The organism is Streptosporangium sp. NPDC003464 (assembly GCF_053588315.1).
This window is the reverse complement of the sequence record NZ_JBSFPS010000439.1, coordinates 1-4,800: the sequence shown is the minus strand read 5'-3', so window position 1 is coordinate 4,800 and position 4,800 is coordinate 1. Positions and strand designations below refer to the sequence as shown.

The following is a 4,800-nucleotide window of genomic DNA, read 5'->3' as shown; positions in this document are numbered from 1 at the left end:
CCTGGTAGACGGTCGTCGCGGCCTCTTCTCCGTGCCGGTTCGCCAGGGGGATCAGCTCTCGTACCTGCGACTCATTGATGATCTTCACACCAATTGGTGCCAAACGCTCGGCGAGTGGCCATGCTCGGATCAGGCGATCGGCTTGGGTACGGCTCATCTCCCACCGATCGATCGTGTACTCCTCGAACGTGGGATGCGTGGCGCGGTAGAGCCTGCCATCGCGGATGACCTGCAGCGCTTTGCCTGGCCTTGCGCCGCTCGAAGCGGTGGCATGGACGGTCATGGGGTCACGATCTCACAGACACGTCCTGTACCTCGGTAAACACCAGTGTCTAGTGGCAAGTCGCAATGGACTGGCACGGTGCGCAGAAGGATCAAGTCGGATCGGGCGGTGGGGGCTCAGTCGTCGGATCCGGAGGCGGAGCTATCTCTGTCCCGGCTGGGGCGGCAGGCTTCGGCTCATCGGCTGAGTCGCTCGCCGGCGAGCGTGTGGAGAGGGCGGCCATGACGATGACGATGACCACCACGACGAGCGCGCTGACGCCGGCGGCCTTGGCCACGACCCTGCGAGAGTGGCCACGTACCCAGATCCGCCTGCCGTTGGCCAGCGTGCGCATGTGGGGTCTGACCCAGCCCCGGCCTTTGCTCATTCCCGGACGCTATAGAGCCTCCGCGACGTCAGCCAGGTGACGCCGGGGCAGGTCCCCCTGTCGCCCAGGTGACCTGGATCCAGCCGCGGACGGGCTATCCGGCCTTCGGACTCCGGAGCGCATCGCAACTCGAGACGGTCATCTGCGCAGCTCCCTACGGTCCTCAGAACGCGTGAGACAGGAAGGGGTCCGGCAAGTCGACGCTGCTCCCATCATGCTCAAGTGTCAGATCAACATGTCCACGTAGACCAGGTTGACGATGGCGTGGATGAGGATGATCACCCAGATGTTGCGGTAGCGCGCCCACAGGTAGCCCTGCATCAGGCCGAACATCCCCTGTGCCGCCACGACGGAGGCGATACCGACGCCGATGGCCTCGGGGTTGATGTGGCTGACGTGCATCGCGGCGAACAGCAGCGCGGAGGCGAGGATCGCGGGCCATCTGCCGTACAGGGCCTCCAGTCTTGTCTGCAGCCAGGCCCGGTAGAAGAACTCCTCCAATACGCTCGCCGTCAGCAGGGTGATCAGCGAGCCGATGGCGAGCGTGACGGGATCGGGCAGTTGCTGGGTGAGCGGCGGCGACAGCGGGCTGACCTCCGCCAGCAGGAACCACGCGACGACGGCGGGCAGCGGGGCCAGCCACGTCACCGGCCTGGGGATGGATCTGGCGGCGGGGCCGTCCCCTCTGATCAGCCTGAACCCGACCAGCGGCACGACCAGCAGGATCGTGATCTTGGCGATGGGGTAGAGCAGTCCCCGGCCGACGAGCGCCACCGCGACGGGGAAGGCGACCGCCGCCGCGAGCAGCAGCCAGGTCTCCTTGACCAGCCTCGGCCGCGGCAGGCCGGACAGCGGCTGGGGTACGGCCGCGCGCGGCGCGACGAGCATGGCAAGGAGCACCGCGGCCAGCTGCGGCAGCAGCGCCGCCCACAGGGAGACGCCGGTGGCGCCGGGATCGGCTGACAGGCGGATCACGGTGTTGCCGGTGAGGATCAGTGACATGTAGGCCAGGACGAACACCGCCAGGCCCGCCCCTGTCAAGAGGCCGGTTCTCGACATGTGTTTCATGATTGTTCCGGCTCAGGCCCGTTTCCTCCTGCCGTGGAACCAGCCGGACGTCATCCCTTGTGTTGACGGGATCAGACCGAGGTCGGGACCGATCTGTTCGCGAAACAGCAGGCGGCCCGTGCCTCCGGTACGGCAGGCAGCACCTGGAGCAGCTCCGACCTGCACCTGCCGGAGAGCCGCATGCCCGGCCCGCGGCCGCCCGGCGGCGCGTCAGCGCCTGGCGGGCGGCCGGCGCCTTGACCCCTATGAGAACAATTCGGCAATGCTCGATCAGTCGTCGTCCTGCGCGTGGTCCTGGTCGTGCTCGTGCTTGTCGGCGGCCGACTGGGCTCGCCGGTTGAAGCCGTCCCGGGGTGTACCGGGAGCGCGCGGATTCTTTCGGCAATCGCGTCGACCAGCTCGGCACCGCGAGATGCCGGAACTTTGCTGCGACTCCGGGGCTGCTTCATCGGCCTGCTCCTGGTGCTCGTCGACGGCGGCCGCGAGTCTTTCGGCAACTTCGCCGCTTCGTCCTCACGTCCGTGATCTGATGCGACTCACGCTGGTGAAAGGGCTGGTCATGGCGCTGTGTGACGCGTGCGGTAATCATGGGGGGCTCCCAGTGGGGGCATGGCCACCGACCTGGAGACAGGGGATGCCGTCCCCGTGGTCGTGGACGCCTCCACCTGCCGGGGGTGTGGTGCCCCTGCCGAGATAGGGGAGCGCCGGGATGAGCGGGAATGGACGGGATGGCAGAACTGAACGTCGCGGACCGGGACCGGTCGCAGAGCCTGTAAACGGACGCGAGATTTTCCTGGTGGGCGGCCAGCCTGATCCAGGTTGGCCGCCGTCAAAACTCCCGCTGGATGGCCAAGTAGCTTCCTGGCAGCGGGAAGTGGGTCCGCTCGCAGGTCGGTTCCCGGGGCGAGCCCTTCGAGCGGGCACGATATCGCCGAGCTTTCGGAGCCGCTTGTCCGATGTCGGTGCGATCGTCGTTGCTCCCGCCGCGAAGGAACCTAGGGGGCGATCAACGCCGTTTCGATCGCCGCGCCGTTCCGCTCCAACCACGCCTCCTGCCGCTTGATCTCATCGCCGGCGCCCTCCTGCCACATCCGCGCCCAGCCCCCGCCTTGCGCCTCGGCGATCTGCTTCATCGAGAACCACGCCCGCCTTGACCGCATCACGGCCACCTCGACGAGCCGGGAACGATCCGTATCCGACATCCCGTAGGCGTCAGCGAGGATCCGGCAGCGACGCGGCACATCGACGTCCCGTAGCAGCGGCTCGGCGTCGACGGGATCACCCAGCGGAGCCCAGGAGAGCATCGCATTGCACACCTCGTCGACTCTGGAGACAGGCTTGGCCATGTCGAAGTCGATGAGCGCGACTGCCTCGCCGTCCCGGAACACGATGTTGTCCGGCGTGAAATCCATGTGCCCGACCAGTTCGGCCGGATAGGACGGTGCGGGCGGCATGCCCGGCGGCTCGGTCAGCTCGCCGAGCCCCGCGAAGGGCCGGACCCCCTCGGGGAGGACGAAACCGGCAGCCGCGTCGTCATAGGCCCGGACGAGGCGGCCGACCGAAGCCAACCGTGCCTCGTCGGCGATCCACGCGGGCCTCGGCCGCCCGGCGACCTCACCGGCGACGAACGTCAGCACCTCACGCCCGGCCGCGTCTACACCGAGAAACCTCGGAGCACCCGCGAACCCGACCACCTCCAGATGGCGGAGCAAGGCATGGACGAGCGGAGCGTTGAAGCCGACCGGACGCCGCACCGTGTCACCGACGCGCACGACGCCCTCGGTGACCTCACCGCCGACCAGCGCGACCTCGGGTTCGGATTCAGCAGGTTCGACGTAGGTGCCGGAGCTCATGACGGTTCTCCTCTTCAGTTCGGCCAAGTGTTAGACCGTACTGCGGCACATGGGCATGATCGAGTGATTTCCTCGGCCGTCTACCAGGATTTCCGGTGGCCGCCGGTCAGGAACCGCATGGCCATCGGCCCGGACTCATGTGGCCGCCGATCAGGAATCCTTCATGACCGCTTACAGAGCCGCAGCCCGGCCCGCGAACGCCAGCGGCCCGCCGATGGCGGGCCGCCTTGAAACCGTAGAGACAAGTCTCATCCGGGGGCTCGGCGCGATGGCCCTCTAGACCACTGATTCCCCTTGGAATCAATCATCTAGTCGGTAGCGGAGATCGACTAGGATCGTGGAACGCGAGAACCTGCAGGTCAGACCTAAATCCGTTGGATTTCCGCCGTTTGCTACGGGGACCGCCTCCGGCTCACGGAGTTAGCTGCCGCATGGCTGGGGCGGGCTGGCAGGGTCCAGGTCGAGGGCGGCGCCGATCCGCGCGTAAGAAACTCCGAAAACCCGTAATCCCGCTCTCCTGCTCGCCCCTGCCTGGGGCTCGCCTCAGCCGTCAGCGCCGCCTGCGGTAGTCCCCTACGGAGGTCGGCCTCGGCGGCGGCCGCGGGACTTGACTGCGGGCAAGTGACGGCTACGGTCGGCGACCCGGCCGGGGGCGATGGCCACCCGGCCGCCAGGCCCCGCGCGTAAGGGACTTCGCGAAACTCCACCGTGCTGTCAGCGGCGGTATCCCCGGCGCGGGCCCTGCTCAGTGATGCCGGGTGCCGGGGGCTGGTAGGCGTTTTTCTGCTCCTGTGAGCGGCGTCGTGCTTCGGCCTGCTGCCGGTCTTGCTCGCGTCGCGTGGTGGCCATGGTGACAGCGGCCGGGTGGGCGCGGGCCTGGTCCTCACCGTGTTGCACGGCGGCGGGGAGCTGGTGGCGGTGGTCGAGCTCGGACGTCAGCGCGGCCAGCACCTGCCGGGCCCGGTGCTGCCGATCGGCAGCGCTGCCACCCAGACTCGGTGAGGTCATCCGGGCGGCCCGCACGCGCCGCTGGTCGGCGAAGCCGGGCCAGACCGTCTCCAGCCGGGCCGCCTTCTCCTTCTCCAGCGCGGCGGCGAAGGACCGTGAGCCGGTCAGGAGGCGCAGCCGCCGGTGCAGGTCCGTCACGCTCATCCCGGCGGGCATGCCGTCCAGCGCCTTCGCTCGTGCGGCCTGCTCGGTGCGGCCGGCGACCTCGACGCGGCGCGCGG

General features: G+C 68.4%; 4 protein-coding genes. All 4 read right to left on the bottom strand.

Annotated elements, in window-relative coordinates; translation table 11 throughout:
- The coding region (locus tag ACWDS7_RS46630; protein ID WP_451934541.1) for a hypothetical protein at positions 1 to 283 on the bottom strand (283 nt) is incomplete at its 3' end.
- A gap of 592 nt (positions 284 to 875) precedes the next feature.
- Positions 876 to 1,709, bottom strand: a complete 834-nt coding sequence (locus tag ACWDS7_RS46625; RefSeq protein ID WP_451934540.1) for a CPBP family intramembrane glutamic endopeptidase — start codon at positions 1,707 to 1,709, stop codon at positions 876 to 878.
- 1,004 nt (positions 1,710 to 2,713) lie between these two features.
- Complete coding sequence (locus ACWDS7_RS46620; RefSeq protein ID WP_451934539.1) at positions 2,714 to 3,598, bottom strand: phosphotransferase; 885 nt, start codon at positions 3,596 to 3,598, stop codon at positions 2,714 to 2,716.
- A gap of 687 nt (positions 3,599 to 4,285) precedes the next feature.
- A partial coding sequence (locus ACWDS7_RS46615; protein WP_451934538.1) for a hypothetical protein occupies positions 4,286 to 4,800 on the bottom strand: 515 nt, incomplete at its 5' end.

Coding starts and splice junctions, on each gene's coding strand:
- ACWDS7_RS46625 (WP_451934540.1), bottom strand. CDS start 1,709: ATGTCGAGAACCGGCCTCTTGACAGGGGCGGGCCTGGCGGTGTTCGTC.